22 protein-coding genes are annotated in these 25240 nt (G+C 63.5%); 8 read left to right on the top strand and 14 right to left on the bottom strand.

All coding sequences use genetic code 11. From position 1 onward, the window contains the following. Positions 1–5: 5 nt before the first annotated feature. The 14 genes from truA to NG900_RS23050 form a co-directional block, all read right to left on the bottom strand. A complete protein-coding gene (gene truA / locus NG900_RS23115; RefSeq protein WP_252684126.1) occupies positions 6–830 on the bottom strand; it encodes a tRNA pseudouridine(38-40) synthase TruA in 825 nt (274 codons plus the stop codon). A gap of 83 nt (positions 831–913) precedes the next feature. Further along, positions 914–3829 carry a FimV/HubP family polar landmark-like protein TapV gene (gene tapV, locus NG900_RS23110; protein WP_252684124.1) on the bottom strand — a complete coding sequence of 972 codons (2916 nt, stop codon included), beginning with the start codon at positions 3827–3829 and terminating at the stop codon, positions 914–916. Positions 3830–4229: 400 nt separating this feature from the next. After that, the gene (gene asd, locus NG900_RS23105; protein ID WP_252684122.1) at positions 4230–5333 is read right to left on the bottom strand and encodes an aspartate-semialdehyde dehydrogenase; all 1104 of its coding nucleotides are present in this window, start codon (positions 5331–5333) and stop codon (positions 4230–4232) included. 81 nt (positions 5334–5414) lie between these two features. After that, a complete protein-coding gene (locus NG900_RS23100) occupies positions 5415–5558 on the bottom strand; it encodes a hypothetical protein (RefSeq protein WP_252684355.1) in 144 nt (47 codons plus the stop codon). Positions 5559–5663: 105 nt separating this feature from the next. Then, entirely contained in the window at positions 5664–6734 is a 1071-nt protein-coding gene (leuB, locus tag NG900_RS23095; RefSeq protein ID WP_252684120.1) for a 3-isopropylmalate dehydrogenase, read from the bottom strand. A 38-nt stretch (positions 6735–6772) separates the two neighbouring features. Then, positions 6773–7423: a 3-isopropylmalate dehydratase small subunit gene (gene leuD / locus NG900_RS23090; RefSeq protein WP_048932749.1), complete on the bottom strand. Its 651-nt coding sequence runs from the start codon at positions 7421–7423 to the stop codon at positions 6773–6775. Between the two features lie 23 nt (positions 7424–7446). After that, the gene (gene leuC, locus NG900_RS23085) at positions 7447–8856 is read right to left on the bottom strand and encodes a 3-isopropylmalate dehydratase large subunit (protein ID WP_252684118.1); all 1410 of its coding nucleotides are present in this window, start codon (positions 8854–8856) and stop codon (positions 7447–7449) included. A 209-nt stretch (positions 8857–9065) separates the two neighbouring features. Further along, positions 9066–10367 carry a citrate synthase gene (gltA, locus tag NG900_RS23080; RefSeq protein ID WP_252684116.1) on the bottom strand — a complete coding sequence of 434 codons (1302 nt, stop codon included), beginning with the start codon at positions 10365–10367 and terminating at the stop codon, positions 9066–9068. Positions 10368–10493: 126 nt separating this feature from the next. After that, positions 10494–10781 carry an FAD assembly factor SdhE gene (locus NG900_RS23075; RefSeq protein ID WP_252684114.1) on the bottom strand — a complete coding sequence of 96 codons (288 nt, stop codon included), beginning with the start codon at positions 10779–10781 and terminating at the stop codon, positions 10494–10496. 58 nt (positions 10782–10839) lie between these two features. Then, a complete protein-coding gene (locus NG900_RS23070) occupies positions 10840–11541 on the bottom strand; it encodes a succinate dehydrogenase iron-sulfur subunit (RefSeq protein ID WP_009241007.1) in 702 nt (233 codons plus the stop codon). A gap of 18 nt (positions 11542–11559) precedes the next feature. Beyond that, a complete protein-coding gene (gene sdhA / locus NG900_RS23065; RefSeq protein ID WP_252684111.1) occupies positions 11560–13338 on the bottom strand; it encodes a succinate dehydrogenase flavoprotein subunit in 1779 nt (592 codons plus the stop codon). A 3-nt stretch (positions 13339–13341) separates the two neighbouring features. Next, positions 13342–13707, bottom strand: coding sequence for a succinate dehydrogenase, hydrophobic membrane anchor protein (sdhD, locus tag NG900_RS23060; protein ID WP_252684109.1), 366 nt, complete (start codon positions 13705–13707; stop codon positions 13342–13344). An 11-nt stretch (positions 13708–13718) separates the two neighbouring features. After that, positions 13719–14129 (bottom strand): succinate dehydrogenase, cytochrome b556 subunit, encoded by a 411-nt coding sequence (sdhC, locus tag NG900_RS23055; protein ID WP_252684107.1) that lies wholly within the window; start codon positions 14127–14129, stop codon positions 13719–13721. Between the two features lie 272 nt (positions 14130–14401). Further along, on the bottom strand, positions 14402–15214 hold the full coding sequence (locus NG900_RS23050) for a GntR family transcriptional regulator (RefSeq protein WP_252684106.1): 813 nt from the start codon (positions 15212–15214) through the stop codon (positions 14402–14404). Between the two features lie 354 nt (positions 15215–15568). Here NG900_RS23050 and NG900_RS23045 point away from each other — a divergent pair, with 354 nt between their 5' ends. The 8 genes from NG900_RS23045 to NG900_RS23010 all read left to right on the top strand — a co-directional run bounded on the left by NG900_RS23045 (position 15569) and on the right by NG900_RS23010 (position 25239). After that, positions 15569–16555, top strand: a complete 987-nt coding sequence (locus NG900_RS23045; protein WP_252684104.1) for a malate dehydrogenase — start codon at positions 15569–15571, stop codon at positions 16553–16555. Positions 16556–16698: 143 nt separating this feature from the next. After that, positions 16699–17679: an HpcH/HpaI aldolase/citrate lyase family protein gene (locus NG900_RS23040; protein ID WP_252684102.1), complete on the top strand. Its 981-nt coding sequence runs from the start codon at positions 16699–16701 to the stop codon at positions 17677–17679. Positions 17680–17957: 278 nt separating this feature from the next. After that, positions 17958–18518, top strand: a complete 561-nt coding sequence (locus NG900_RS23035; RefSeq protein WP_252684100.1) for a hypothetical protein — start codon at positions 17958–17960, stop codon at positions 18516–18518. A 33-nt stretch (positions 18519–18551) separates the two neighbouring features. After that, complete coding sequence (locus NG900_RS23030) at positions 18552–18935, top strand: 2-methylcitrate dehydratase (RefSeq protein WP_252684098.1); 384 nt, start codon at positions 18552–18554, stop codon at positions 18933–18935. A gap of 70 nt (positions 18936–19005) precedes the next feature. Beyond that, positions 19006–21711 carry an aconitate hydratase AcnA gene (gene acnA, locus NG900_RS23025; RefSeq protein ID WP_252684096.1) on the top strand — a complete coding sequence of 902 codons (2706 nt, stop codon included), beginning with the start codon at positions 19006–19008 and terminating at the stop codon, positions 21709–21711. A 186-nt stretch (positions 21712–21897) separates the two neighbouring features. Next, entirely contained in the window at positions 21898–22170 is a 273-nt protein-coding gene (locus tag NG900_RS23020; RefSeq protein ID WP_252684094.1) for a hypothetical protein, read from the top strand. A 98-nt stretch (positions 22171–22268) separates the two neighbouring features. Beyond that, a complete protein-coding gene (locus NG900_RS23015) occupies positions 22269–23480 on the top strand; it encodes a DUF2863 family protein (protein WP_252684092.1) in 1212 nt (403 codons plus the stop codon). Positions 23481–23640: 160 nt separating this feature from the next. Then, entirely contained in the window at positions 23641–25239 is a 1599-nt protein-coding gene (locus NG900_RS23010) for an ABC transporter substrate-binding protein (protein ID WP_252684090.1), read from the top strand. Position 25240: the final 1 nt, after the last annotated feature.

Genomic DNA, 25240 nt, shown 5'->3' with positions numbered 1-25240 from the left:
GGAATTCAAAGCCCGGCGTGCTCATCGAACACACCGCGGAACAAGCTGGACGATGCCGGAGATGCCGGCAACTGGAAGCCCTCAGGATAGCCGACCTCAGCCAGATACAGCCCATCCGGCATGAACGTCGGGGCGGCAGCTACACGGCTGCGGGCGGCCAGCACGTCAGCCATCCACGATGCCGGCTGGCGGCCTCGGCCGATCGCTACCAGGCAGCCCATGATGTTGCGCACCATGTGATGCAGGAAGGCGCTGCCTCGAATGCGCACGAACACCCACTCGCCAGCGCCTCGCACCTCCATCGAATACATCGTCTTGACGGGCGACTTGGCTTGGCATTCCGCTGCGCGGAAAGACGAGAAATCGTGCTCGCCGACCAGCACCTGGGCGGCCTCATGCATGGCCGCCACGTCGAGGAACTGGCCCGGCGGCAGCGTCACATAACCGGCCTTGCCTTCGAGCAGCGGCGCGCGCGTCGGGCCGAAGGTCAACGCGTAGTAGTACGTGCGGCGGTGGGCCGAGAAGCGCGCGTGAAAATCCTCGGGCATGGCCTGCGCCCAGCGCACAGCCACCGTCGGCGGAAGAAAGGCGTTGGTGCCGCGCACCCACGAGAACGGATCACGCACGAGGTCGGTATCAAGATGGACGACCTGCCCCAGCGCGTGCACGCCGGCATCGGTGCGGCCAGCCACCATGGTGGGCAGCGCCACACCGGCAAACTGGCGCAGCGCCGCCTCCAGCGCGTCCTGCACGGTGTTACCGTGCGGCTGCGATTGCCACCCCGAAAACGCGGCACCGTCGTACTGGATGCCGAGCGCGATGCGCGTCATGCCGTGTGAATCCTCGTGCGGAAAGAAAAACGCCGGCAGGATACCACCCTGCCGGCGCTGTCGATGGCTGTAAGCGCAGTGCGTCAGCCGATCTGGCGCATCAGGGCCTGAGCCTCGGCATGGAACGCCGGATCGCCCAAGTCCAGCACTTCCTGCAGCAACTCGCGCGCACCTTCCTTGTCGCCGATCTCGATGTAGGCCTTGGCCAGGTCGAACTTGATCTGCAGATCGCGCACACCATCGGCACCATGTTCGCCCGACAGCGTGTGCGGCAGGTTGGTGTCCAGGCGGATGGCCGATTGCGGCTCGTCGTTGGCGACCTCGGCGCGTTCGCCGTGGTGCTCAGCGTGAAGCGGCTCAGATTCGAAGTGCATCGGCGCTTGCGACAGGTCTGTCGGCTGAGCCCAGCTCGGCAGGCTGTCTTCTGCGGTGGCCGGAGCAGCCGCAGCGGCCGTTTCGTCGGCCGGCGGCGTGGGGTTCAGATCGAGCGACAGATCCGACAGATCCATGTGCAACGGCGGCGCGGCGACGGGCTGATAGGCCTCACCAGCGTGCGCGTTGAACTCCGGCAGACCGGCTTCGGGCTCGGCGTGTACCTTGAAGATGTCCGACGCTTCGGCCGGTGCCGTGATCGGCTCGCCGGCGGCCGGCGCCGGGAACGACTCCAGCGGCAACTCCAGATCGGCCAGTTGCGGAGCCCTTGTCGCCGGCGCGGACGGGTCCAAGTCCGGCGACAGCGTGGTCCAGTCATCACCGCGGCGGGTCGTTTGGCCCGTCACGGTCGGGCTGAAGGCCTCAGCAGCGACCGCGGCGCCGACACCCGCCAGCGCGGCAGCCCCGGCAACAGCGGCGCCAGCGTGGCTCGACGTAGCAAGCGTTTCAGTGCCCGCATGCGGCGCCTCGCCATGCATCGTCAGGTACAGCGGATTGGCCGGATCGAACTTGCGACCCATCGCAGCGGCTTCGGCCCATTCCGACGAAGACGCGCCAACTTGCGCCAGCATCTCTTCGGCAATGGTCTGGAAGCCGTGTGCGTCTTGGCGATTGGCGTAAATCTCCATCAGCTTCAGGCGGATGGCCTGACGCTCCGGATGCTGCTCCAGCGCCTCGCGCAGGATTTCCTCGGCCTGCACGTCGCGGCCATAGGCGATATAGACGTCGGCTTCGGCGATGGGATCGACCTCGTTGCTTTCATTGCCGCCACCGATCCGGAAATCCGCACCGAACACGCTGTGCTGCGAGGTGTCGACACTCTGGCCGCCCGCGGCGCCAAACAGTGAATTGGCACCCGCCATGACGGTGCTTTCCTGCGACAGCAGGCTGTCCTGGAAGCCATGTGCCTGCTCGGGCTTCTGCTGACGGCGGCGATACACCACCAAGCCGCCCAGCAGCGCGACAGCCAGACCACCCAGGCCCAGCGTCATCGGGTTGCTCAGCAGCGTGGAGACGAACGACTCTTCTGCAACTGGTGGCTGCGGCGCCACAACCACCGGCGCCTTCTTCTTGGGTGCAGCCGCCGGAGCGGAAGCAGCGACTACCGGTGCGCTGGCAGCTGCTGTCGGTGCCGAGGCCGCGGCCAACGGTGCCGATGCCCCAGCCGGTGCGGAAGCCGCCGTTGCGACCGCGGCCGACGAAGCTGGTGCAGCGGCCGCCGTTTCCGCCGGAGCTACGGCCGGCTGAGCGGGCGCAGACGACGATGCAGCCGGTGCTGGCGCATTGGCGGCAGCCACAGCCGGGGCAGCCGTTGCCGGCGCCGCCCCTGTAGCTGGCTTGGCTGCGTTGGCTGCCTTGGCCAGCTCGGCGTTCTTCAACTCCACCAGGTGCTGCATGTCGGCGAGATTCTTCTCCAACTGTGCAACACGCGATTCCATGTCCTTGAGCGCGCGCTCCTTGGCGATGAGCTCTTCATCGCGCGCGGCAGCCGCGCCAGCCTTGCCGGTGCGATCCGCCTTCGACAGTCGCAACTCGTCGCGGCCGCTGGCGGCCGGCGTGGCCTGATCCTGTACGCGGGCCGACACGCTGCCGCTTTGCTGGCGTGCCGAATCGGTATCCGTGGCGGCATTGGCTTCCGCGGCCGTGGCCACGCGGTTGCGATAGCCGGCAAAGCCGGACGTCTGCGCAATCACCTCACGGCGCGCCTCGCGCGGCGAGGTCTTTTGCGCGTCGGCCTGCGACGGCACCTTCAGCACCGAGCCGGTACGCAGCCGGTTGATGTTGCCGCCAATGAACGCGTTCGGATTGTTGCGATACAACGCCAGCAGCATCTGGTCGAGCGACACGGCCTCCTGGCCCTGCGCTGCGGTCGACGCGATGTCATACAGGCTATCGCCGCGCTGCACGGTGTATGAGCCACCCGGCGTGGCGTCTGGCGCCGCGGCTGCAGCCGACGCAGCAGGCTGCTGACGCGCCGGCTGGCGTGCCTGCCGCGGCTGACGTGCAGGCGTGGCGACCGCCGGTGCGGCGGCTTGCGGCTGTGCTGCCGGAGCAGACGATTCGGCGGCGCCGGGCGTCGTCGCCTGCACCACCGGCGTCGGCGCGAAATTCTGCGCAGTGTTGCTGGAACCCACCGGGTCCAGCAGGAAGGTATAGGCGCGCGAAACGTGGCCGCTGGCCCAGTTCAGATCGACGAGAACATCAACAAACGGCTCAGCGACAGGCTGACTGGAGCGCAGTCGCACTACATAGTTGCCGTCGGACTGACGCACGAGCGAGGCACGCAGCGAAGAGACGATCGGGTTGTAGGTTAGGCCCGCACGCGCATAGGCGTCCGGCGCAGCCAATTTGGCGGACAGGTTTTGCGCCTCTTCGGCGGTCACACCGGTCAGATCGATATCGGCCTGCAGCGGCTGGCCGAGGCTGGAGCGCACATGCAACGCGCCGAAACCAGCAGCCTGCGCAGCGGGCTGAATCAGGAGCAGGCTCGCCGCGGCAAACGCGACGGCCGACCAGCGAGGACTGCGATGGGACGATTCTCTCCGGCGGTATTGGCTCACCCTCACCTTCGACTCCGTTATCTTTTAATGTGCAAACGAACTTAACATCAACGAGTTAGCGCAGCAAGTTCACCTAAAAGGCGAAATGCCGGGATAAGAACCGCCGTCAATTTTTATCAAAACGACACCGTTGGCGAGATTCTGAAGCACCCGTCGTACCCCCCGGAATGCGAATGCTTCTATGTGGCGCTAACCCTTCCCCATGCTTCGTCCACCCCACGCATGGGGGGACAGCCTTCTTGCCTGATTCTGGCCGCTATTGTGTACCAACGTTACTAGCCGTGGGCATCCAGATGGCACAACGCCGCGCAGGCCGCGCGGCGTTGGTAGAAAAAGCACACTTTCTGTTGTCAGGCAGCAACGACAGCCGCCGAAGCCTGACCTGACAACAAAAGCAAAGCTCGAATCACTTGCCCAGCAGGATGCGCAACGTGCGGCGCAGCGGCTCGGCGGCGCCCCACAGGAGCTGGTCGCCGATCACGAAAGCACTCACATATTCCGGGCCCATGTTCAGCTTGCGCACGCGGCCCACACCGATTTCGAGGCCACCGGTGATGGACGCCGGCGTCAATTCCTTCTCGGTGATGCTGCGGTCGTTCGGGACCCACTTCACCCAAGGGTTGCCCGAGCGGATGATCTGCTCGATCTCTTCGAGCGGCAGGTCGCGCTTGAGCTTGAGCGTCAGCCCCAGGCTGTGGCAACGCATCGCACCGATGCGCACGCACAGGCCGTCAACCGGAATCGTCTGCGCCGTGCCAAGGATCTTGTTGACTTCGGCCTGGCCCTTCCACTCTTCCTTGGATTGGCCGTTGTCGAGCTGCTTGTCAATCCAGGGGATCAAACCGCCCGCCAGCGGCGCCGGGAAGAACTCGGTCGGCACGTCTTCGCGGATGGTCTTGGCGACCTTGCGGTCGATGTCCAGGATGGCAGAGGCCGGGTTGGCCAGTTCGTCAGCCACGGCGCTGTGGATCACGCCCATGCCCTTGAGCAGTTCGCGCATGTGGTTTGCGCCACCACCCGAAGCAGCCTGGTAGGTCATCGAGCTGACCCATTCGACCAGGCCTTCGCGGAACAGGCCGCCCACGCCCATCAGCAGGATCGAGTTCGTGCAGTTGCCGCCGATGAAATTCTTGGTGCCGGCCGCCACCGCATTCTTGATGAGCGACAGGTTGACCGGATCCAGCACGATCACGGCGTCGTCTTCCATACGCAGCGTCGACGCGGCATCGATCCAGTAGCCGCTCCAGCCGGCGGCGCGCAGCTTCGGGAAGACTTCGGTGGTGTAGTCACCGCCCTGGCACGTGATGATCGTGTCGCATGCCTTCAGCGCTTCGATGTCGTTGGCGTCGGCCAGGGGCGCATCCGTCTTGGCGAATGCAGGCGCCTTGCCGCCAGCGTTGCTGGTGCTGAAAAACACCGTGTCGATCAGGTCGAAATCCTTTTCTTCCTGCATGCGCTGCATCAGCACACTGCCGACCATGCCGCGCCAACCGACGAGACCTACCTTCATGATTGTGAACCTCTAGTGATTTTCCCCGCCTCGGTCGCCCGGCGTGACCGCGCGGGGAAGGCGAACGGGCACGACGGACGATCAGGAGATCGTTTTTTTCGTAATGGTTTTAATGGTCGTGCGAATCTCGACAGGCGTCATGCGAGCGCGAACGGCAGTGCCCTTGGCGGTGATCGCCAGGGTACCCAGAATGCCGAAGAGAAGCGCGGTCGAGATCATCTGCAAAAATATACACGATTTGGCGGAGGCACAATGCACTGCACCATGCGCCCGCCCAAAAAACGACGATTGCGGCGCCTCAAGTGACGGCGTCGCAACGCGCGTTTTGACTTACAAAGCAGCCACCACCGCGTCGCCCATCTCCACGGTGCCAACCTGCTTGCAGCCCGGCGTGAGGATGTCGCCAGTACGGTAGCCCTGGGCCAGCACCTTCTTGACGGCGTTTTCGATGCGGTCGGCTTGCTCGGCCTTGCCCAGCGAATAACGCAGCATCATTGCCGCCGACAGGATCGTCGCCAGCGGGTTGGCGATGCCCTTACCCGCGATGTCCGGCGCGGAACCGTGCGACGGCTCGTACAGGCCCTTGTTGTTCGCATCCAGCGACGCCGACGGCAGCATGCCAATCGAGCCCGTCAGCATGGCGGCTTCATCCGACAGGATGTCGCCGAACATGTTGCCAGTGACGATCACGTCGAAGTTTTTCGGCGCCTTCACAAGCTGCATGGCAGCGTTGTCGACGTACATGTGCGAGAGCTCGACTTCCGGATACTCCTTGTGCACATCGGTGACGACGTCCTTCCAGAACTGGAATGTCTCGAGCACGTTGGCCTTGTCGACGCTGCACAGCTTCTTACCGCGCTTGGCGGCGGCCTGAAAGGCGACGTGCGCGATGCGTCGGATTTCCGGCTCGCTGTAGCGCATGGTGTCGAAGCCTTCACGTGCACCGGCGAACAGGCCGTCCGGTGCTGCACGCACACCGCGCGGCTGACCGAAGTAGATGTCGCCGGTCAGTTCGCGCACGATCAGGATGTCGAGGCCCGCCACGATTTCGGGTTTCAGGCTCGACGCACCGGCCAGTTCCGGATAGCAGATCGCCGGTCGGAAATTGGCGAACAGCTGCAGATGCTTGCGCAGGCCCAGGATCGCCTGCTCGGGGCGCAGCTCGCGCGCCAGCGTGTCGTACTTCCAGTCGCCCACCGCGCCGAACAGGATGGCATCAGCTTCCTTGGCGAGCTTGAGCGTGTCTTCCGGCAGCGGATGGCCCTTGGCTTCGTAGCCGGCGCCGCCCACCGGGGCGAATTCCATCTCGAACGACTCGCCCAGCACCTTGAGCACCTTCACGGCCTCGGCGACGATTTCCTTGCCAATGCCGTCACCCGGCAACACTGCAATCTTGGTCATGCGTATTTCCTTGTTGTTCTGCGTGTTCTTTGACTAGCTCAGCCGACGAGCTTGTGTGCGAGCCACGGCATCTTGGCCAGGCGCTGCGCTTCGTAGGCCTTGATCTGGTCGGCGTAACGCAAGGTCAGACCAATGTCGTCGAAACCGTTGAGCAGGCAGTATTTGCGGAACGCCGTGATGTCGAATGGATACGCCGTGCCACCCGGCGTGACGACGACCTGCTTGTCCAAGTCCACAGTCAACTGATAGCCGGGGAATGCCAGCGTCTCATTGAACAGATGGTCGACTTGCGACTCCGTCAGCACGATCGGCAGCAGGCCGTTCTTGAAGCAGTTGTTGAAGAAGATGTCGGCAAAGCTCGGCGCGATGATGGCGCGGAAGCCGTACTGCTGCAGCGCCCACGGCGCATGCTCACGCGAGCTGCCGCAGCCGAAGTTCTTGCGCGCCAGCAGCACTGACGCGCCTTGGTAGCGCGGCTGGTTCAGCACGAAATCCGGGTTCAGCGGACGCTTGCTGTTGTCCTGGCCGGGTTCGCCGACGTCCTTGTAGCGCCACTCGTCGAACAGGTTCGGGCCGAAGCCCGTGCGCTTGATCGACTTGAGGAACTGCTTCGGGATGATGGCGTCGGTGTCGACGTTCTCGCGGTCGAGCGGGGCCACGAGGCCGGTGTGGATGGTGAATTGTTCCATGATTGCTCTCTCTATCCTGCCGCTCAAGCGAGCTTGCGCACGTCGACGAAGTGGCCTTCCAGCGCGGCCGCAGCGGCCATTGCCGGGCTCACGAGGTGGGTGCGCCCCCCCGCGCCCTGACGGCCTTCGAAGTTGCGATTGGACGTGGAAGCGCAGCGCTCGCCCGGGTCGAGGCGGTCAGCGTTCATCGCCAGGCACATCGAGCAACCCGGCTCGCGCCATTCAAAGCCAGCGGCCTTGAAGATCTTGTCGAGCCCCTCGCGCTCGGCCTGTTCCTTCACGAGGCCCGAGCCCGGCACGACCATCGCCAGCTTCACGTTCGAGGCGATGCGCTTGCCCAGCTTCTGCACGACCCACGCAGCAGCGCGCATGTCTTCAATACGGCTGTTGGTGCACGAGCCGATGAAGACCTTGTCGATGCTGATATCGCTGATGGCGACGTTCGGCTGCAGGCCCATGTATTCGAGCGCGCGCTCCATGGCGTTGCGCTTGTTCGGGTCCTTCTCTTTGTCGGGATCCGGCACGCGGTCTTCAATGCTGACCACCATTTCCGGCGACGTGCCCCAGCTCACCTGCGGGCGGATGTCTTCGGCACGCAGTTCGACCACGTGGTCGAAGTGGGCGCCATCGTCGGAATGCAGCGTGCGCCAGTACGCAACGGCCTGCTCCCACTCCACGCCTTGCGGCGCAAACGGGCGGCCCTTGATGTATTCGAGCGTGACGTCATCCACGGCGACCATGCCGGCGCGTGCGCCGCCTTCAATCGCCATGTTGCACACCGTCATGCGCCCTTCCATCGACAGCGCGCGGATGGCCGAGCCGCCGAACTCCATGGCGTAACCCGTACCGCCTGCCGTACCGATCTTGCCGATGATGGCGAGCACGATGTCCTTGGCGGTGCAGCCCCGCGGCAGCGTGCCTTCCACCTTCACAAGCATGTTCTTGCTCTTCTTGGCGAGCAGCGTCTGCGTGGCCAGCACATGTTCGACTTCCGACGTGCCGATGCCGTGGGCCAGTGCGCCGAATGCGCCGTGCGTGCTGGTGTGCGAGTCACCGCAGACCACCGTCATGCCCGGCAACGTCGCGCCCTGCTCCGGCCCGATCACGTGCACGATGCCCTGACGCTTGTCGTTCATCTTGAATTGCGTGATGCCGTAGCTGTCGCAGTTGGCATCGAGCGTGTCGACCTGCAACTTGGAGACCGGATCGGCAATGCCGTGCGAGCGATCGGTGGTCGGCACGTTGTGGTCCGACACGGCCAGGTTGGCGCTGATGCGCCATACCGGCCGTTCGGCCATCTTCAGGCCTTCGAACGCCTGCGGGCTCGTCACTTCGTGCAGCAATTGACGATCGATGTAGAGCACGGTCGTGCCGTCCTCTTCGGTATGAACGACGTGATCGTCCCAGAGTTTGTCGTAGAGCGTCTTTGCCATGATGCGATCCGTGCACAACACGCCATTTTTGGCGGCTGCGCGAGCAGTTTCGTGGGGAGTGATCGATTATGCCACCCGGGGCATTCTGCACCGGACGTGACTGGCGAAAGGGGGTTTCGCCATTTCGCGAAAGCCCGCCGACACGCTGCGGACAACAAAAAAACCCCGCCGGTTTCCCGAGCGGGGTTCTTGTGAAGCAACAGCTTGGCTTAGCGCTTGTCGAGCACCGGCACTTCGCGCAGAGCGGCGCCGTTGAACAGCTGACGCGGGCGACCGATCTTGTATTCCGGATCCGTGATCATCTCTTCCCACTGTGCGATCCAGCCCACCGAGCGAGCGAGCGCGAAGATGCAGGTGAACATCGCCGACGGGATGCCCAGCGCGCGCTGCACGATGCCCGAGTAGAAGTCGACGTTCGGGTACAGCTTGCGGCTGACAAAGTACTCGTCTTCCAGCGCGATTTTTTCCAGTTCCATGGCGAGCTTGAACAGCGGGTCGTTGTGCAGGCCCAGCTCGTTCAGCACTTCATGGCAGGTTTCGCGCATCAGCTTGGCGCGCGGGTCATAGTTCTTGTACACGCGGTGACCGAAGCCCATCAGGCGCACGCCGCTGTTCTTGTCCTTGACCTGCTTGATGAACTCGGGAACCTTGTCCACCGAGCCGATTTCTTCCAGCATGTTCAGCGCAGCTTCGTTCGCGCCACCGTGCGCCGGGCCCCACAGGCAAGCGATACCGGCAGCGATCGCGGCGATCGGGTTCGTGCCCGACGAACCAGCCAGACGCACCGTCGAAGTCGAAGCATTCTGCTCGTGATCCGCGTGCAGGATAAAGATGCGGTCCAGTGCACGCTCGAGCACCGGATTCACCTTGTATTCTTCGCACGGCGTGGCGAACATCATGCGCATGAAGTTGCCGGTGTACGAGAGGTTGTTCTGCGGGTAAATCAGCGGCTGGCCGATGCTGTACTTGTAGGCCATGGCCACCAGCGTGGGCAGCTTGGCGATCAGGCGGATCTGCGAGATCTCGCGCTCACGCGGGTCGTTGATGTTGGCGGCATCCGGGTAGAACGCGCTCATCGCACCAACCAGGCCCGTCAGCACGGCCATCGGGTGTGCGTCACGGCGGAAACCGCGCAGGAAGAACTGCATCTGCTCGTGCACCATCGTGTGATTCGTCACAACGTGGTCGAACTCTTCCTTCTGCTTGGCGTTCGGCAGCTCGCCCTTCAGCAGCAGGTAGCAGATTTCCAGAAAGTCGCACTTGCTGGCCAGATCGTCGATGGCGTAGCCGCGGTACAGCAGCTCGCCCTTGTCGCCGTCGATGTAGGTGATCTTGGAATTGCACGACGCGGTCGACATGAAGCCGGGGTCGTACGTGAACTTGCCCGTCTGGCCGTACAGCTTGCGGATGTCGATCACGTCGGGCCCGACCGTGCCCTTGTAGATCGGCAGCTCAACGCTGGGCGAGCCATCGGAAAACGATAGGGTGGCTTTCACATCGGACGGCGTCATGTCGGTTTCCTTCTCTGCTGTTTATAAAAATGAATACGGGAGACTCCCGCCAGACGGATCAAAGGAGCGCCGGCCGGGGGGACGGCTGGACCGATTCGTCTTGCGGCAACCTCTCGCGCGCCGGTGTCAGACCGAGCGCAGCAAGGTCAGGACGTGCTGGACTTGCGGCACGTCGAGATCGCCCTCCGGCTCCTTGCGTGCAAGCAGGAGATCCATCAGGTCGTTGTCGGGTAGCTCGAACAACTGCGTGAGCGCGGCAACGTCGTCGTCCGACAGTTCCGTCTCATAGCGGTTGAAGAAGCGCTCGACGATGATGTCGTTCTCAAGCAGGCCGCGCCTGGCTCGCCAGCGCAAACGCGCGCGCTTGTGCGGATCGGACTGGTGGGAGAACGTCGGAGTATTCACAGCGGTCATGCTTCTCAAAAAGCGCGTCGCCGGCAAACCGCTCCGGCGACGCAGGGTGCGTTGCGGCTTACACCGCGCGGCGCACCATCAGTTCCTTGATCTTGCCGATGGCCTTGGTCGGGTTCAGACCCTTCGGGCACACATCGACGCAGTTCATGATGGTGTGGCAGCGGAACAGGCGGTACGGATCTTCCAGGTTATCCAGACGCTCGCTGGTAGCCTGGTCGCGGCTGTCGGCAATGAAACGATACGCCTGCAGCAGACCGGCCGGGCCGACGAACTTGTCCGGGTTCCACCAGAACGACGGGCACGACGTCGAGCAGCTCGCGCACAGAATGCACTCGTACAGGCCGTCGAGCTCCTCGCGCTCTTCCGGCGACTGCAGACGCTCTTTCTCGGGCGGCGGCTCGTCGTTGATCAGGTACGGCTTGATCGAGTGGTACTGGTTGAAGAACTGCGTCATGTCGACGATCAGGTCGCGCACCACGGGCAGCCCCGGCAGCGGACGCAGCACGATCTTCTCGGGCAGCTCGCGCATGTTGGTCAGGCAAGCCAGACCGTTCTTGCCGTTGATGTTCATGGCGTCCGAGCCGCACACGCCTTCACGGCACGAGCGACGGAACGCGATCGACTCGTCCAGCTTCTTCAGCTTGACCAGCGCGTCGAGCAGCATGCGCTCATGACCGTCGAGTTCCACCTCGTAGGTCTGCATGCGGGGCGCTGCGTCCTTGTCCGGATCGTAGCGATAGACTTCAAAAATACGCTTCATTTTTGTGGGTCCTTCCGGTTAGAACGTACGGGCCTTGGGCGGCACGCTTTCCACCGTCAACGGCTTCATCGTCACGGGCTTGTATTCCAGACGATTGCCTTCGCTGTAGTACAGCGTGTGCTTCATCCAGTTTTCGTCGTCGCGGTTCGGGAAGTCGCTGTGGGCGTGGGCACCACGCGATTCCTTGCGAGCCGCCGCCGACACCATCGTCGCCTTCGCCACTTCCACCAGGTTGGCCACTTCCAGCGCTTCGACGCGCGCGGTGTTGAACACCTTGGACTTGTCCTTCAGGTGGATGTTGGCACCGCGCTCGGCCACTTCCAGGATGCGCTCGACACCCTCGTCCATCAGCGCCTGCGTACGGAACACACCGGCGTGCGACTGCATGTTGCGGCGGATGTCGTTGGCGACGTCCTGGGCGTACTCGCCCGAGGTCGACGAATCCAGCTTGGCCAGGCGCTCCAGCGCACGGTCGGCAGCGTCTGCCGGCAGCGGCTTGTGCTCGCGGTTCTTCAGGTTCTGCGCAATGATGTGGTTGCCCGCCGAACGACCGAACACCACGAGGTCGAGCAGCGAGTTCGTGCCCAGGCGGTTGGCACCGTGCACCGACACGCAGGAGCATTCGCCGATGGCGTAGAAGCCGTTGATGACTTCGTTCGAGTTGCCGTTCTTCGGCACCACGACTTGACCATGATAGTTCGTCGGGATACCGCCCATCTGGTAGTGGATGGTCGGCACGACCGGGATCGGTTCCTTGATCGCGTCGACGTTGGCGAACTTCAGGCCGATTTCGCGGATCGACGGCAGGCGCTTCATGATGGTCTCGGCACCGACGTGGGTCAGGTCGAGCAGCACGTAGTCGCCGTTCGGGCCACAGCCGCGGCCTTCCTTGATTTCCTGGTCCATCGAGCGCGACACGAAGTCACGCGGTGCCAGATCCTTCAACGTCGGAGCGTAGCGCTCCATGAAGCGCTCGCCATCCTTGTTACGCAGGATGCCGCCCTCGCCGCGCACGCCTTCGGTGATCAGCACGCCCGCGCCGGCCACGCCGGTCGGGTGGAACTGCCAGAACTCCATGTCTTCCAGCGGCACGCCAGCGCGTGCTGCCATGCCCAGGCCGTCACCCGTGTTGATGAAGGCGTTGGTGGAAGCGGCGTAGATACGGCCAGCACCGCCCGTGGCGAACAGCGTGGTCTTGCCTTCGAGGATGTAGACCTCGCCAGTTTCCATTTCCAGCGCGGTCACGCCCAGCACGTCGCCTTCCTGATCGCGGATCAGGTCGAGCGCCATCCACTCGGTGAAGAAGTGGGTCTTGGCACGCACGTTACGCTGGTACAGCGTGTGCAGCAACGCGTGGCCGGTACGGTCAGCGGCGGCGCAAGCGCGCTGCACCGGCTTCTCACCGTAGTTCGACGTGTGGCCACCGAACGGACGCTGGTAGATCGTACCGTCGGCATTGCGGTCGAACGGCATGCCGAAGTGTTCCAACTCGTAGACCACGTTCGGCGCCTGACGGCACATGAACTCGATCGCATCCTGGTCGCCAAGCCAGTCGGAACCCTTGATCGTGTCGTAGAAGTGATAGTGCCAGTTGTCTTCGCTCATGTTACCCAGCGAAGCACCGATACCACCCTGCGCCGCCACGGTGTGCGAGCGGGTGGGGAAAACCTTGGACAGCACGGCCACGGAGAGGCCGGCTTCTGCGAGCTGCAGCGATGCGCGCATGCCCGAACCGCCCGCACCGACGATCACGACGTCGAATTTGCGGCGCGGCAGCCCAGTCTTGACTGCGACCATGTCTTAAACCCTCCAGAGAATCTGAGCTGCGTAGCCCGCACAACCGACGAGCCACAGAATCGTCAACACTTGCAGCGTCAAACGCACTGCCACGGGCTTCACGTAGTCCATCCAGATGTCACGCACGCCGATCCAGGCGTGATACGTGAGCGACAGGAATGCCAGGAACGTCAGCAGCTTCATCCACTGGTTGGCGAACAGGCCAGCCCAGCTTTGATACGACGTGTCTTTCGAGAGCAGGAACGCGGCCAGCAGCACGATGGTGTAGACCGCCATGATCACGGCGGTGACGCGCTGCGCGAGGAAATCCTTCAGGCCGTAGTGCGCGCCGACAACCAGGCGCTTGGGACCGATATTGTTATTTGCCATCAATCCACTCCTCAGAACAGGCCGAACAGCTTGGCGCCGAACACAACGGTCAGCAGCAGGCTGACGATCAGCACGCTCACGGCCGACTTGGAGGCCGAAGCCTTGTCGATGCCGATATGCAGATCGAGGATCAGGTAACGGATGCCGGCGCAGAAGTGGTGCAGATACCCCCAGATGAGGGCAAGGACGACGACCTTGACGAAGCCGTTGGACAGAAGCGCCGAGAACTTGGCGAAACTGATTTCCGAGGTGATGCTCTGCTCAAACAGATACAGCACGAACGGAAGAAGAAGGAACATCAGTGCACCGCTGGCACGATGCAGGATGGACACCTTACCGGCCCAGGGCAAGCGGTAGCGGGCGATATCGCCCAAACCGATGTTCCTGTATACCGGCCTGGCTTTCTTGATGGCTTCTGCCATGTCAGACCCCATTGGCTAATCAACAAACAAAACAGCTTTGCACAAATCCGCGAGATTCTATCGCGCTTTCGTTGCGCAGCGCACCAATAATTCCTTCCAGCGCGCTCCACTTTTGTGCTTTCCACCCTCGCCTGCCAGCGGCGTGATACGGGGGCGTATTGTCCTCTCTACGCTGTCTGCATGACGCGCAATACGCTGTTGCGCACCCCACAAATCCAGACGCCGCCGCATCGGCCCACACCGGCCGCATGAACCGGCCCGGCGACGTATCGTCAATTCAATTCATTCTGGTAGAAGTGCCGTGTCGTGACGTACAGGCCACGACGCAGTTCCACCGGCTTGTCCCCGAACGTATGCGACACGCGCTCCACCGACAGCAGCGGCGAAGCCACCGCCACCGACAGCAGCTCTGCCGTGGCTGCATCGGCCGCTACGGCGCGGATGCGCTCCGTGGCACGCAGCATGCGCACTCCGAATTCCGCCTCGAAAAAGGCGTACATCGGGCCCTTCCACTCGGTCAACTTTTCGGCCGTCAGCCCTTTGAAACTTGCGCCCGGCAGCCAGATGTCCTCAAGCACCGTCGGCTCGCCCGAGAAAAACAGCACGCGGCGGATTTGCACGACGCTGTCACCGGCCTTGAGCTCGAGCAGGCGGGCGATTTCGGCAGGGGCGCGCATACGCTTGCACTCGAGCACGCGGCTGCTGGGATAGTGCTGCTCGCCCTGCTCCGGCATCAGGCGCAGGAAGCGGAACTGCACACCCTCTTCATGATGGGTGGTGACAAAGGTGCCCTTGCCCTGACGGCGCGCGACCAGGTTTTCGACCGCCAGTTCGTCGATCGCCTTGCGCACGGTACCCTGGCTGACCTTGTAGCGGGCCGCCAATTCCATTTCGCTGGGGATCATTTCGCCGGGCTTCCATTCGCCGGCTTGCAGGCTTTGCAGGATCAGCGTCTTGATCTGCTGATACAGCGGACTGAACGTGGGCGAGCCCGCCCCCGCACCCGAGGATGCGGGCGACGCACTGACCTCGCCGCCCAAAGACGGCGGCACGGCAGCGGATTGGGGGCTTGATGTGCTCGACATAGCTTGCGATTTCACCACAAAAGCGACAGAGGCGTCCAGCCTGTTTATAGAATGTCTTATGTCTTATATAAGACAGAAGATTGATTGACTTTCGCAGGAGGCCCGCCCTACACTCGCGCCTGTTCCGGACGACGGGCTCGACACGCGCAGCGGCGACTCCAAGAGAAATCGCAAGTGTGTTTCCACATCGTCATGCGGACGCAGTAAACTGCGAGGCTCCTGCCGATTCCAAGCCAACCGCCCACGGGGCGGCGGCTGTTGCCGGCAATGCCTGCGCGGCTGCGCCGCCATCCTGCCAAGGGTGTGCGCCCTGCGCAGTGCGGTCCGCTTTTCACTACCGTTTGGAGAGTTCTCATGGCAAAAGCACCCATGCGCGTCGCAGTGACCGGCGCTGCTGGACAGATCGGTTACGCGCTGCTGTTCCGCATCGCCGCCGGCGAAATGCTGGGCAAGGATCAGCCCGTCATCCTGCAACTGCTGGAAATCCCCGATGAGAAGGCCCAGAAGGCGCTCAAGGGTGTGATGATGGAAATCGAAGATTGCGCATTCCCGCTGCTGGCCGGCATGGAAGCGCATTCCGACCCGATGACCGCGTTCAAGGACATCGATGTGGCGCTGCTGGTGGGCGCCCGCCCCCGTGGCCCGGGCATGGAGCGTGCTGACCTGCTGTCGGCCAACGCACAGATCTTCACGGCACAGGGCAAGGCCCTGAACGCCGTTGCCAAGCGCGACGTCAAGGTGCTCGTGGTCGGCAACCCGGCCAACACCAACGCCTATATCGCCATGAAGTCGGCGCCGGACCTGCCGCGCGAGAACTTCACCGCCATGCTGCGCCTGGACCACAACCGTGCCCTGTCGCAGATCGCCGCCAAGACCGGCAAGCCGGTGTCCTCCATCGAAAAGCTGTTCGTGTGGGGCAACCACAGCCCGACGATGTACGCCGACTACCGCTACGCCACGATCGACGGCAAGAGCGTCAAGGACATGATCAACGATCCGGTGTGGAACAACGACGTGTTCCTGCCGACCGTCGGCAAGCGCGGCGCCGCCATCATTGAGGCGCGCGGCCTGTCGTCGGCTGCTTCGGCTGCCAACGCCGCTATCGACCACGTCCGCGACTGGGTGCTCGGCACCAACGGCAAGATCGTGACGATGGGCATCCCGTCGAACGGCGAATACGGCATCCCGAAGGACGTGATGTTCGGCTTCCCGGTCACCACGGAAAACGGCAAGTACAAGATTGTCGAAGGCCTGGAGATCGACGAGTACAGCCAAGGCAAGATCAAGATTACGCTCGACGAGTTGGAAAGCGAGCGCGCCGGCGTGCAGCACCTGCTGTAATCGGCATGATCTAAGGAAGAACCGGAGCGGATCGGCAGCGAACCCTCCGGTTTTTTTGCATCTGCAACGACGCAGAACCCCAGGCGCCGCAAGCCCTACAAGCGGCACAAGCGGCACAAGCGCCAATAACCGAATACAACGCAGTGCACCCCACCGAGGTTTTGTTCCAGGACGATGCCATGCCGGCCCAGTTGCCGGTCTGCGACCACTATGCGGGCGCCGAAAAGCTGATGCGCAAGTCGCTCGCCCTGCAACAAGCCCTTGGCCCCGTCTTCGACATCACGTTTGACTGCGAAGATGGCGCCGCCGTCGGCCACGAACGCGCGCACGCCGAACTGGCCGCCGCGCTCATCAACAGCGACGACAACCGCTTCAACCGCGTTGGCGTACGCATCCACGACCCGAGCCACGACGCCTGGACGCAGGATGTCGACATCCTCATAAGCCAGGCCGGCAGCCGCCTAGCCTATGTGACCGTGCCCAAGGTGCGCGACGTGGTGGAAGTGGCCCGCGTGACCGATCGCGTGAACCAGGCCGCGCGCGCCGCCGGTATTGCTCGACACCTGCCGATCCACGTGCTGATCGAGACGCATGGCGCGCTGGCGCAGGTGTTCGATATCGCCTCGCTGGTGCAGGTGGAATGCCTGAGCTTCGGGCTGATGGATTTCGTCTCTGCGCACAACGGCGCGATTCCCGGCGCGGCGATGGGCTCGCCGGAACAGTTCGAGCATCCGCTGATTCGCCGCGCACTGTCCGACATTTCGGCCGCCTGCCATGCGTACGGCAAGGTGCCGTCGCACAACGTCAGCACCGACATCAAGCATCCGGACCGCGCAGGCGCCGATGCGCTGCGCGCCCGCAATGAATTCGGCTATCTGCGCAAGTGGAGCATCCACCCCGACCAGATCGCGCCGATCGTCTCGGCGTTCCGCCCGTCGCACGACGAAGTGACACAGGCCGCGGCCATTCTTGCGCAGGCGCAGGATGCCTCGTGGGGACCGATCCAGCATGAAGGCCGGCTGCACGACCGGGCAAGCTACCGCTACTGGTGGGCCGTGCTGCAGCGCGCGCACACCACCGGCGTGGAAATGCCGGCCGATGCCGTTGCGCGTTTCTTCGCCTGAACGGCGGCACCGGAGCGCAGCCCCAAACCTCGACTGACCCGGACCACCGATCAACAAAAAACGAGGAGAACGGAAGACACAAAGCGCGAGGATAATCGCCCGGAAACCGCGTCGCATGTCGCCCGACACCCACGTTTGGGCGAACGGTTGCATCGCGATGTAACAGAACGTTGGGCATGGCGTGCAAATCGGTCAAAATACCGGCCGGTGTGCGAAATGCCGTGGCGTTCCGTGGCCTGGCAACCGCCTCCCCCCACCTGTCTTACCGAAGGAAACCTATGAACAAGTTCATCGTGGGTGCCTGCGCCGGCATCCTGTCCGTTGCCGCATCGCAGTACGCAACCGCCCAGACCACGTCGACCGCCAAGCCGGCAGCCAAAAAGAAGGCTCCGGCCAAGAAAAAGGCCGCCAAGAAAGCCGCTCCGGTGGCCGCTGTTCAACCCGAAGGCGTGCAATGGAAGTGCGAGCTCGGCAACGAGCTCTACATCAAGGGCGACATGGCCCGCGACCAGATCATCACGATGCACTGGAAGGGCAAGAATTACCAGCTGCCGCGCCAATTGACCCGCACCGGTGCGGACCGCTACTTCGACCAGAAGACCGGCATGGACCTGGTCGTGATCCCGTCCAAGTCGATGCTGTTCGACCGCAACGAAGGCCACCGCCTGGCCGATGAGTGCCAAACCGCAGAGATGGCCGCCGGCGCACCGGCTCCGACGCAAGCCGGCGCCCTGCGCGCACCAGCCGGTCTGCCGCTGATGATGCAAGACAACGCGGCACCGGCGCCCGCGCCCGCCCCGGACGCCTCCGGCAGCGCCGCGCAACCGGCCAAGCCGTAACATCAAGAAGCAACAGGCCCACAGGACCTTCCCATGCCCGCAACGGCTGCGACCATTCGCCCGGCACACGGCACAATCCTCACGGATGACGTGAACGTGTTCTGGCTGGCCAAGGTCCTGGGGCCCGACGTGCCAGAGGCCGCCATACCACATGGCGCGGCGGCGCCCGGCTCAAACGTCTTCGGCCATCGCATGGCCGAAGATCACCAAGATTCCATCGCCCACGGGCTGCGCATGAAACTCGCCCATGCGGGAAATGCGCTGCTCACCGGGAATGAACACGACACGGAAAAGTGTTCGATTGCCCATGGCAACACCGCCCGCTTCAACGGCGGCAAGGCGCTCGATCGTGTCGTGGCACCGCACCGACTACCGGCCGTGCCGGCCAGTGCGTCTATCGATTTGTACGTGACTTGATTTTGTTGATTTGAATGTATCCGCAACGAGTACCCCGGTACCCCGCGCAATCCTAGCCTGGAGTCATGCCATGTCCCACAACCTGAAAAAGACACTCAAGGAATTCAAGATCAACGGTGGCCAGACCGGCAAGTTCCATTCCCTGCCGCAGCTGGGCAAGGAACTGGGCGTGGCGATCGAGCGCCTGCCGGTGTCGATCCGTATCGTGCTGGAATCGGTGCTGCGCAACTGCGACGGCAAGAAGGTGACCGAAGAGCACGTCGAGCAACTCGCCAACTGGAAGCCCAACGCGGAGCGCGTTGACGAGATCCCGTTCGTGGTCGCCCGCGTGGTGCTGCAGGACTTTACCGGTGTGCCGTTGCTGGCCGACCTGGCCGCCATGCGCAACGTGGCGGAGCGCATGGGCAAGAACCCCAAGAAGATCGAGCCGCTGGTGCCGGTGGATCTGGTGGTGGACCACTCGGTGCAGATCGACCACTTCCGCGAGAAGAAGGCGCTGGACCTGAACATGCAACTGGAGTTCTCGCGCAACAACGAGCGCTACCAGTTCATGAAGTGGGGCATGCAGGCATTCGACACGTTTGGCGTGGTGCAGCCGGGCTTCGGCATCGTCCACCAGGTCAACCTGGAATACCTGGCGCGCGGCGTCCATAAGAAGGACGGCGTGTACTACCCGGATACGCTGGTCGGCACCGACAGCCACACCACCATGATCAACGGTATCGGCGTGGTCGGCTGGGGCGTAGGCGGCATCGAAGCGGAAGCCGGCATGCTGGGCCAGCCGGTGTACTTCCTGACGCCGGACGTGGTCGGCGTGGAGCTCAAGGGCCGCCTGCGCGAAGGCTGCACGGCCACCGACCTGGTGCTCACCATCACCGAAATGCTGCGCAAGGAGAAGGTCGTCGGCAAGTTCGTCGAGTTCTTCGGCGAAGGCACGGCCAGCCTGTCGCTGCCGGACCGCGCGACCATCGGCAACATGGCACCGGAATATGGCGCCACGATGGGCTTCTTCCCGGTCGACGAAAAGACCATCGAATACTTCAAGGGCACGGGCCGCACGAAGGAAGAAATCGCCGCGTTCGAGGGCTACTTCAAGGCTCAGAAGCTGTTCGGCATTCCGAAGGCCGGCGAGATCGACTACACCAAGACGCTGACGCTGGACCTCTCCACGGTGGCCCCGTCGCTGGCCGGCCCGAAGCGCCCGCAAGACCGTATCGAAATCGGCAACGTGAAGTCGACCTTCTCGTCGCTGTTCTCCAAGCCGGTGGCGGAAAACGGCTTCAACAAGAACGCCGACGATCTCGACAAGGGCTACACGACGGCCGACGGTATCGAAGTGAAGAGCGGCGACGTGCTGATCGCGGCCATCACCTCGTGCACGAACACATCGAACCCGAGCGTGCTGCTGGCCGCCGGACTGCTGGCCAAGAAGGCCGTGGAAGCCGGACTGCAGGTTGCCCCGCACATCAAGACCTCGCTCGCCCCGGGGAGCCGCGTGGTAACGAAGTACCTGGAAGCCGCCGGACTGCTGCCCTATCTGGAAAAGCTGGGCTTTGGCGTGACGGCCTACGGTTGCACGACATGTATCGGCAACGCTGGTGATCTGACGCCGGAGCTAAACGAAGCCATCGTCAAGAACGACATCGTGGCCGCTGCCGTGCTGTCGGGCAACCGCAACTTCGAAGCGCGTATCCACCCGAACATCCGCGCCAACTTCCTGGCCTCGCCGCCGTTGGTCGTCGCTTACGCGATTGCCGGCAACGTGACGCGCGACCTGATGACCCAGCCGGTTGGCCAGGGCAACGACGGCCGCGATGTCTACCTGGGCGACATCTGGCCGACCTCGGAAGAGATCGCCAAGCTGATGAAGTTCGCCATGAACGCCGACACGTTCCGCACGAACTACGAGCAGGTCAAGAAGCCGTCCAAGCTGTGGGCGAACGTCAAGGGCACGAAGGGTCAGGTCTACGATTGGCCGAAGTCGACGTACATTGCCGAGCCGCCGTTCTTCGAAGGCTTTGGGATGACGCCGGCCGCTGCATCCGCATCGGTCACTGGCGCACGTGCGCTGGGCGTGTTTGGCGATTCCGTGACGACCGACCACATCTCCCCGGCCGGCTCGATCAAGGAAACGTCGCCCGCCGGCAAGTACCTGCTGGCCAACGGCGTGCTCAAGGCCGACTTCAACAGCTACGGCTCGCGCCGCGGCAACCATGAGGTGATGATGCGCGGCACGTTCGCCAACGTGCGCATCAAGAACCTGATGATTGCGCCGCGCGCCGACGGTTCGCGCGTGGAGGGCGGCGAAACGCTGTTCCAGCCGAGTGGCGAGCAAATGTCGATCTACGACGCGGCCATGAAGTACATCGCCGAAGGCACGCCGACGGTCGTGTTTGGCGGCGAAGAGTACGGTACCGGCAGCTCGCGTGACTGGGCTGCCAAGGGCACGCAGCTGCTGGGCGTGAAGGCCGTGATCGCACGCAGCTTCGAGCGTATCCACCGGTCGAACCTGGTCGGCATGGGCGTGCTGCCGCTGCAGTTCAAGGGCAACGACTCGGTGCAGTCGCTGGGTATCGTGGGCGACGAGACCTTCGACATCGAAGGCCTGGAAGGCGACATCAAGCCGCAACAGGACGTCACCCTGGCGATCAAGCGCGCCAACGGCGAAACCACGCGTGCGCAAGTCCTGCTGCGCATCGACACACCGATCGAAGTCGATTACTACAAGCATGGCGGGATCCTGCCGTTCGTGCTGCGTCAGTTGCTGGCCGCCTAAGCCATCACGCTGCGCTGTAGCAGATCGGAAGCCGGCTCTTTGGAGCCGGCTTTTTTATTGCTTGCCGAATCAAACAAGGTGACGACGCCCCAACCGGCGCACAGCCTTTGGTACAGTGTGCCGAATAGGCCGCGTGATGCACCGGCCACCATCGCCTGATCATTTCATTGCTGGAGTCCCGCACCCATGGCTCAAGTGGTCTTAGCCTTAATCGTCGTGGCGGCTGCCGTGTTTTACATCCTGTTCAAGGCGCCGCAGACTGACGCCCAGATCCCGGCGCCCGTAGTGCCTGCTGTGGCGGCTGCCCCTGTTCCACCCCCTCCGCCCATGCCGGTGCCCGCACCGGCCGCCGATACGCCGGCCAGCACCCCTGCAGCAGCCTTGCCGGCAACAGCTTCAGCACCCGCCGCCGCGAGCAGCGTGACAGCCGAGGCATCGGCCCCCGCCGCCAAACCCTAAGGTTTTCGACCTAGGGTTTCGCCGATGCGCTTCGCACGGCGGCATACGAGGGTAAAATAACGCCCCTTCTTTCTTCCAATCGACCGGTACGGCACAGCATGGCAGGATTCCGCTCCAAGGCTCCCCAACGTCTTTCCCCCGATGCAGAACGGCTGGTGGCCGACGCACTGGCGCTTGATGCGTCAGGCAGCCGCATCGAAGACGTCTATTGGGAACAACGGCTGTCCGAACGCCTTTCCCGGCTGCTCAAAAACGGCAGCCAGACCGCGCTGGACGCTGCGCTCGACCATCTCTTCAAGCACAACGAGGAAGCCTCCGACGTGCTGGCCGAACAGGCCGAGACGCTGGCCGAATCGGCCATCCTCACCTCGGGCGGCGTGGAATATGACGCACTGCTGATCGCGGCCCCCATCCTGGCGCACACGCGCTACATGATCCCGTCGGGCACGATCAAGCCCGAACTGGCGCAAACACTGCAGGTGCACCTGCAGGCGCATGTGATGGCCTCGAACGCACGCGTGGCGCTGGCACCTTACCTGTACAGCATCGATCAGCTCCCGCGCACGCATTCCGACACTTTCGCGCTCACGCACAAACTGGCTGCCTATGCGCTGTCGGGTCAGCCGGCCAAGGTCGATTTGCGAGATATGCCCGAAACGGCGCCGATCCTGGCCGACCCGCGTTACCTCGTGGCCATCGTCGTGGCACAGCACGGCCAGGCGCTGTTCCGCTGGCAGGAAGACGCCAAGGAGCACCACGCAGAGCGCTCCGCCTGCCTGGAGCAATGGCGCGAACAAGTCACGCCGACCATCTCCACGCTGATGCCCGGCTGCGAATTCGATCTGCTGCTGCCCGACGCCTTCTTCCTGTCCTGCCGCGAATCCGACAAGCAGATCCGCCCGCTCACCGTGCGCGCTGCCGTCAATTACCTGCAGGGCGCACTCGATATGCCGGCCAACCGCTTCGCGGCCATCATCGGTGCGTTTGGCGAAGAACAGATCGAGGAATACCGCGTGGCCTTCACCGTGCGCGGTGAAAAAGATCTCATCTACGGCATCGTCTGGCCTGTCTACGGCCGCGACGGGGGCGCCACGGATGTGACGGCCGAAGGCGAGCCCGGCAGCCCGCTGGAGCAGATCTGCGACGAACTGCGCGCCTGCGGCATCGAAGACATCTTCCGCCACGGCCAGCTCTTCGAGCCGGAATACTGCGAAGACTGCGGCGCCCCGCTCTACGCCGACCGTGCGGCCGAGATCGTCCACGCAGAAATGCCGGAAGACGCGCCCACGCAGCAGCCGTTGTTCCACTGACCGGCGAGGCGCTCACCAAAGCCACCTTCGGGTGGCTTTTTTATTGCGCCGCCGTCGTTCATATTGATTGTCGGTTTGCGTCGCGCGCGCAAAACCCGGCTGCGGCACAATGACGATCTCCCGCCACATGGCATCACTGCCCGAACCCCTGGAGCCCCCGATGACAACCCGTCCCCTCTTTGGTGGTCCAATCCGCGCCTTGATCCGCAACCTCGCCGCATGCGCGCTGGCTGCGGCTGTCGCGGTGCCGCTCGCTGCGCAGGCCGACGACCTGCGCATCGGCCTGTCCGCCGACGTCACGTCGATGGACCCGCAATGGAACAACGCCGGGCCCAACAACGCCATGGCGCTGCACGTCTTCGAGTCGCTGGTGTTCCTCGACAAGAACGGCCGCTACACGCCGGGCCTGGCCACGTCATGGAAGGCCGTCGATCCCAACACCTGGGAAATCAAGCTGCGCCCCAACGTGAAGTGGAGCGACGGCACGCCGTTCACCGGCGAAGACGTGAAAGCCTCGATCGAACGGCCTGCGCGCCTGACCAACAGCCCGGGCCCGTTCACGAGCTACACCAAGTCAATCACCGAGGTGCAGATCGTCGATCCGCTCACGGTGCGGCTAAAGATGTCGATCCCGAACTACGCGAGCATCCCCAACGACCTGAACAGCCTGCCGATCATCCCCAAGAAGGTGGCCGATGCATCGCAAGCGGACTTCGATGCGGGCCGCGCGATGATCGGCACGGGCCCGTTCCTGTTCGACCACTTCACGCGCGGCCAGGAAATCGTGCTGAAGAAGAACCCGCACTACTGGGGCCGCGCACCACAATGGGACAAGGTCACCTTCAAGATCATCACCGACAACGCCGCGCGCACTGCCGCCCTGCTCTCGGGTGACGTGGATGTCGTCGAGGCCGTGCCCGCCGCCGATGTGCCGCGCATCAAGCAGAATCCGAAGTTCCACCTCGAACAGCAGGTGTCGTGGCGCACGATCTTCTGGCAAATGGACCAGAGCCGCGACGTGTCGCCGTTCATCACGGACAAGGCCGGCAAGCCGCTCGCCAAGAATCCGTTCAAGGATCATCGCGTGCGTGAAGCCATCGAGCTGGCCATCAACCGCGATGCCATCGTCAGCCGCGTGCTCGAGGGCCAGGGCGTGGTGGCATCGAGCATCGTGTCGCCGCAGATCTTCGGCCATCCCGGCGGCAAGCCGATTGGGTACGACCCGGAGCGCGCGAAGAAACTGCTTGCCGAAGCCGGTTATCCGAACGGCTTCGGGCTGACGCTGCACGCCACCAACAACCGCTATCTGAATGACGCGCAGGTCGCGCAGACGACCGCGCAATTCCTCACACGCATCGGCATTCAGACGAAGGTGGAAACGCTGCCGGTGGCGGCGTACTTCTCGCGCGCACGTCAGGGCGAGTTCTCGTTCATGATGCTCGGCTGGGGCTCCGTGGCGGCGGATGTGGCGCTGCGCAGCATTCTCGGCACGCCCAATGCGCAAACCGGCTACGGCTCGTGGAACTGGGGCCGCTACAGCAACCCCGAACTCGACAAGCTTGTGCAGACGTCGCTGTCGACCGTCTCGAGCGAACAGGCCCATGAGCAGGCCGCCAAGACCGCCGCGCGCTTTGCGCAACAGGACGTCGCGATCATCCCGTCGCACCACCAGCTCGCCACATGGGCCATGCGCAAAGGCATCCGCTATGAAGCACGCACCGACGAATGGTCGCTCGCGTGGCTGTTCACCAAGCAGTGAT

Origin of the sequence: Ralstonia soli, assembly GCF_023955655.1 — a bacterium.
In the GTDB taxonomy this organism is placed as follows: Bacteria; Pseudomonadota; Gammaproteobacteria; order Burkholderiales; family Burkholderiaceae; genus Ralstonia; species Ralstonia soli.
This window is presented reverse-complemented; position numbering and strand designations above follow the sequence as displayed.

What these genes read in the sequence shown, in the direction of transcription:
- NG900_RS23050 (WP_252684106.1), bottom strand. Translation starts at nt 15,214, where the DNA reads ATGTCGAGCACATCAAGCCCCCAATCCGCTGCCGTGCCGCCGTCTTTG.
- gltA (WP_252684116.1), bottom strand. Translation starts at nt 10,367, where the DNA reads ATGACGCCGTCCGATGTGAAAGCCACCCTATCGTTTTCCGATGGCTCG.
- NG900_RS23075 (WP_252684114.1), bottom strand. Translation starts at nt 10,781, where the DNA reads ATGACCGCTGTGAATACTCCGACGTTCTCCCACCAGTCCGATCCGCAC.
- sdhC (WP_252684107.1), bottom strand. Translation starts at nt 14,129, where the DNA reads ATGGCAGAAGCCATCAAGAAAGCCAGGCCGGTATACAGGAACATCGGT.
- sdhD (WP_252684109.1), bottom strand. Translation starts at nt 13,707, where the DNA reads ATGGCAAATAACAATATCGGTCCCAAGCGCCTGGTTGTCGGCGCGCAC.
- sdhA (WP_252684111.1), bottom strand. Translation starts at nt 13,338, where the DNA reads ATGGTCGCAGTCAAGACTGGGCTGCCGCGCCGCAAATTCGACGTCGTG.
- truA (WP_252684126.1), bottom strand. Translation starts at nt 830, where the DNA reads ATGACGCGCATCGCGCTCGGCATCCAGTACGACGGTGCCGCGTTTTCG.
- asd (WP_252684122.1), bottom strand. Translation starts at nt 5,333, where the DNA reads ATGAAGGTAGGTCTCGTCGGTTGGCGCGGCATGGTCGGCAGTGTGCTG.
- NG900_RS23015 (WP_252684092.1), top strand. Translation starts at nt 22,269, where the DNA reads ATGGCAGGATTCCGCTCCAAGGCTCCCCAACGTCTTTCCCCCGATGCA.
- NG900_RS23020 (WP_252684094.1), top strand. Translation starts at nt 21,898, where the DNA reads ATGGCTCAAGTGGTCTTAGCCTTAATCGTCGTGGCGGCTGCCGTGTTT.
- leuC (WP_252684118.1), bottom strand. Translation starts at nt 8,856, where the DNA reads ATGGCAAAGACGCTCTACGACAAACTCTGGGACGATCACGTCGTTCAT.
- NG900_RS23070 (WP_009241007.1), bottom strand. Translation starts at nt 11,541, where the DNA reads ATGAAGCGTATTTTTGAAGTCTATCGCTACGATCCGGACAAGGACGCA.
- leuB (WP_252684120.1), bottom strand. Translation starts at nt 6,734, where the DNA reads ATGACCAAGATTGCAGTGTTGCCGGGTGACGGCATTGGCAAGGAAATC.
- NG900_RS23045 (WP_252684104.1), top strand. Translation starts at nt 15,569, where the DNA reads ATGGCAAAAGCACCCATGCGCGTCGCAGTGACCGGCGCTGCTGGACAG.
- acnA (WP_252684096.1), top strand. Translation starts at nt 19,006, where the DNA reads ATGTCCCACAACCTGAAAAAGACACTCAAGGAATTCAAGATCAACGGT.
- NG900_RS23035 (WP_252684100.1), top strand. Translation starts at nt 17,958, where the DNA reads ATGAACAAGTTCATCGTGGGTGCCTGCGCCGGCATCCTGTCCGTTGCC.
- leuD (WP_048932749.1), bottom strand. Translation starts at nt 7,423, where the DNA reads ATGGAACAATTCACCATCCACACCGGCCTCGTGGCCCCGCTCGACCGC.
- NG900_RS23010 (WP_252684090.1), top strand. Translation starts at nt 23,641, where the DNA reads ATGACAACCCGTCCCCTCTTTGGTGGTCCAATCCGCGCCTTGATCCGC.
- NG900_RS23030 (WP_252684098.1), top strand. Translation starts at nt 18,552, where the DNA reads ATGCCCGCAACGGCTGCGACCATTCGCCCGGCACACGGCACAATCCTC.